This window comes from Actinomycetota bacterium (assembly GCA_040905475.1).
Classification (GTDB): domain Bacteria; phylum Actinomycetota; class AC-67; order AC-67; family AC-67; genus DATFGK01.
In genome coordinates this window covers 1-3,811 of the sequence record JBBDRM010000118.1, presented here as the reverse complement: position 1 = coordinate 3,811, position 3,811 = coordinate 1, and the positions used below count along the sequence as shown (strand labels likewise).

The 3,811-nt window shown below is 68.6% G+C and carries 5 protein-coding genes; 3 read left to right on the top strand and 2 right to left on the bottom strand.

All coding sequences use genetic code 11. From position 1 onward, the window contains the following. The coding region (locus tag WEB06_14305; GenBank protein MEX2556785.1) for an Lrp/AsnC ligand binding domain-containing protein at nucleotides 1-319 on the top strand (319 nt) is incomplete at its 5' end. An 87-nt stretch (nucleotides 320-406) separates the two neighbouring features. Here the strand turns inward: WEB06_14305 and WEB06_14300 are convergent. Continuing rightward, nucleotides 407-718, bottom strand: a complete 312-nt coding sequence (locus WEB06_14300; GenBank protein ID MEX2556784.1) for an antibiotic biosynthesis monooxygenase family protein — start codon at nucleotides 716-718, stop codon at nucleotides 407-409. 146 nt (nucleotides 719-864) lie between these two features. On the opposite strand from WEB06_14300, the gene WEB06_14295 reads away from it, so the two are divergent. Next, nucleotides 865-2,577 carry a BTAD domain-containing putative transcriptional regulator gene (locus tag WEB06_14295; protein MEX2556783.1) on the top strand — a complete coding sequence of 571 codons (1,713 nt, stop codon included), beginning with the start codon at nucleotides 865-867 and terminating at the stop codon, nucleotides 2,575-2,577. 57 nt (nucleotides 2,578-2,634) lie between these two features. On the opposite strand, the gene WEB06_14290 is transcribed toward WEB06_14295, so the two are convergent. Further along, complete coding sequence (locus WEB06_14290; GenBank protein MEX2556782.1) at nucleotides 2,635-3,435, bottom strand: alpha/beta hydrolase; 801 nt, start codon at nucleotides 3,433-3,435, stop codon at nucleotides 2,635-2,637. 101 nt (nucleotides 3,436-3,536) lie between these two features. Here WEB06_14290 and WEB06_14285 point away from each other — a divergent pair. Beyond that, nucleotides 3,537-3,811 (top strand): 4a-hydroxytetrahydrobiopterin dehydratase (locus tag WEB06_14285; GenBank protein ID MEX2556781.1); only part of this gene is annotated, 275 nt, incomplete at its 3' end.

The window sequence follows — 3,811 nt, the reverse complement described above, 5'->3', positions numbered from 1 at the left end:
ATCCCCCAAGACCGACACCGCCATCGCGCTCCGCCCGCTCCTGCGTCCGATCCCGATGTCGCCCGACCTTCCGCCGGTCGTCGCGTTCGTACGCGTGAAAGTCGAGCGGGGGCGCGGCGACGAGGTACTCGAGGCAGTGGGATCGATCCCCGGATTCGTCGGCGCTGTGCTGGTCGCGGGGAGCTTCGATCTGTTGCTCGAGTTCGGCCGCAACTCAGTGGACGAGGTGGCGGCCGTCTTGCGCGACGAGCTTCAAGCGATCGACGGGATCGCCTCAACGGTCACCTCGATCGCAGGCGAGGTCGTTCACTCCGGCTGACGCCGATACGGTCACGCCGGGGAGCCGGAAGAAGGAAAGCGTCCCGGAGCGCCATAGCCACACGCCCCGGGACGCCTAGGGAGCCGTTCAGGCAACCGGCGTGAGCAGAGCCTCCATCGTGTGCTCCGCGCCGACGTGGTCCTCACAGAGCTCTTTCACGCTCTCGAACCGCTCCATAAAGCCCGGCAGCTCCCACCACGCGTGGATCGAGTCGCGGTCGGTCCAGGTACCGTACGAGATGAAGTAGAGCGGATCGGCCATGTTGTGAAGCAGCGTGAACGACTTGGCCCCGGACGCGTTCTGGGTCGCCCAGCCCGTGAAATCCTTCCAGCGCTTGACGAACTCGTCTTCGTTTCCGGGCTTCACCTTCCAGTACGCGGCGATGTACTGATCGCTCATGTCCTCTCCTCCTCCTCGGTCGGGCCGGCGGACGCCGGCGATCGATCCCACCGGCACGTTAGGGCCGCGCCGTTCCTCGGCCGTTCCTGCTCGGAAAACGGGCGGATACCTCGACCGAGCCCCGGAGCGGGGTTAAGGTCGGAGCGATGACCGCTGTCTGCACGGTCCGCGTCCTCGGGGGATTCCTTGTCGCGGTGGACGGCAGATCCGTGCCCGACGACGCCTGGCGGCACCGACGGGGAGCCGACCTCGTGAAGCTCCTGGCACTGGCGCCCCGGCATCGCCTCCACCGGGAGCAGGTCATGGAAGCCCTTTGGCCGGATATGGCTTCCGATGCCGCCGGGGCAAACCTGAGGAAGGCGGTGCACTACGCCCGGCGGGCGCTCGGCTCTGAGGCCGCAGTGGCGACGGAGGGATCGATGCTCCAACTGTGGCCCCAGGGCCGGCTCTCCGTGGACCTCGACCGCTTCGAGGAGGCGGCCACCAGCGCGATCTCGGCCGAGGACCCTGCGATCCCGACGGCCGCGGTTTCGCTTTACCGCGGGGAACTCTTGCCGGAGGATCCGTACGCGACATGGGCGTCGACTCCTCGTGATCGCGCCCGGCTCTCTTACCTCCGGCTCCTGCGCCGTGCGGGGATGTGGGAGCGAGTCATCGATGTGGATCCCGCTGACGAGCAGGCTCACCGCGAGCTCATGCGCGCAGAGCTTGAGGCGGGCAACCGCCAAGCGGCGATCCGTCAGTTCGAGCGGTTGAGGGACGCGCTGCGTGAGGAGCTCGGCGTATCGCCCGACGCCGCATCGGTCGAGCTGTACGAAAAGGTTCTCGCCATGGAAGGGCACGAGCCGCCGACGCCGCAGGAACGAGCGCGCGGGCTGCTCGCGCGGGGGCTGGTGCACTGGAACCGGCGCCATCTCGATTTGGCCGAACGGAACGCGCAAGAGGCGCGCACGCTCGCGATCGAGGCCGGGCTGGGTCGCGAGCTCGGGGAGGCGAGCGCGCTGCTCGGACTCGTCGCTCACGCGCAGGGACGCTGGCGCGACTTGTTCCGAATCGAGTTCCAGGACTCGGTCGGCCGGGCTCCCGAGCTCGCCTCGTTCGTGCTCGACGCGCACCTCTGTTTCGCGGAGTTCTCGCTGTACGACCCGGCGGGGCACGAGGATGTCGTCCCGTTCGCCAACGAGTTACTGTCCGTCGCCGAGGAAGCGGGATCCATCCACGGGCGCGCCGTCGCCACGCTCATGCTCGGCGAAGCCGCGTTGCTGTCGGGACGGCTCGACGAAGCGGAGCGCCAGTTGAAGCGCGCAGCGGACCTGAATGAGGACGCAGGGCATGTGTCCGGACAGTCGTTGGCAACGGCGCGACTCGCCGAATCGGCGATCGCCCGTGCGCAGCGATCGCGCGCGATCAAGCTGCTTTCGAAGGCGCGACGGCTGGCGGAACGATCGACGCTGGTTTCACACCTGCTGGTCCGAGTGCTCGGCGCGATGGTTCAAGCGGCAGCCGACCCGAAGCGCGCCCTCGAGGTGGTGAAAGACGCGGAGGTCGCTCTCGCTCGCCGGGAGGTCTGCGAGCCGTGCTCGATGCCGTTCCGCGTCGCCGCCACGACGGCTTCCGCCCGCGCGGGCGATCGGGATCGTGCGGCGAAGTACCTGGAGGACGCCGAGCGTCTTGCCGGGATGTGGCAAGGTGGCCCATGGCTCGCGGCCGTGTGGGAAGCGCGAGGCGAGTTGCGACGGGCCGAGGGAGAGGAAGATCAGGCGGCGGCCTTGTTCCGCGAGGCGGCCGAGGGATTCGCCCGCGTCGGCCGGACACTGGATGAAGCACGGTGTCGTGTGGCGGCGGACGCGCTGCGCTGAGCTGCCTCCGCGGGCGCGAGAGAACCCGCCACCGAAGTCGCCGCCGGTGATCGAGAGCTAGTGTTTGGCTAGGAACGCGGCCACCGCTTCGATGAAGATCGCCGGCGTCTCCGCGTACGCTCCGTGACCCGCGTTGGGGATCGCGATCAGCTCGGCGTTGGGAAGCAGGGCGCAGAGCTCGCGCGCGTATCGCGGCGGAGTGCAGATGTCGTCCTCGCCGACGATCACGAGCGCAGGAACGGTTACCGAGCCGAGCCGGTCGGCGGCGTCGTGCGCGATGTCGGCGTCGCACTGTCGGATCCAGCCGTCGGGCCGCTGCTGCGGCTCCTCGGCGAGCATCGCCTGATGGAACCCCTCGACGAGACCCGGCTTCGCGTAGGTCGCCGGCGACCACGCCCACGGGCCGAAGGCGTCGAGGAACGCGTCCTCGTCGTCCCAGTACTGCCGGCGGATGGCCTGCCAGTTGCGCATCTCGGCCTTGAACCATTCGTCGGAACGCGCCCACGTCGCCACCAGGATCAGCGACCGGACAAGATCCGGCCGCCCGATCGCGAGCTCCTGCGCGGCGGCGCCCCCCAGCGAGTAGCCCAGCACGTGCGACGCGCCGAGCGCCAGGTGATCCATGACCGCGGCAGCGTCGGCGGCCAGATCGGCCGGCGTGTAGGGCTCGTCGACGTACGACGACTCGCCTGAGTCGCGGTGGTCGATCGCGACGCATCTATGGGTCTCGGAGAACCGATCAACCTGGACGACGAAGCCCTGCCGTGACTCGCCGGTGCCTTGCAGCCAGACGATCGGATCGCCCGCGCCGACGTCGTCGAACGCGATCGAGCGTCCGTCCAGCGTGATGCTCGTCATCGGAGCGCGAGCCTACCGCAGCGCCCCCGGAGGTGACAGACATGACAGACATGACAGTCACCTCCGCGAGTGCCTAGGGTCCCGGCGCGTAAGATGCCGGCATGCCTAAGGCACCTCTCCTCGACCCCGACTCGATCGAGCTCGAGCTTGCTGCACTTGAAGGCTGGAGGCGTGACGGCGACACGATCGTCAAACGATTGGAGTTCGAAGACTTCGCGGAGGCGCTCGCGTTCGTGAATCGGATCGCGGAGCCGGCCGAGGCGATGAACCACCATCCCGACGTCGCGATCCACTGGAACGAGGTGACGTTGACCCTGTGGACGCACGCGTCCGGCGGCCTGACCCACAGAGACTTCGAGTTGGGGGGGGGGGGGGG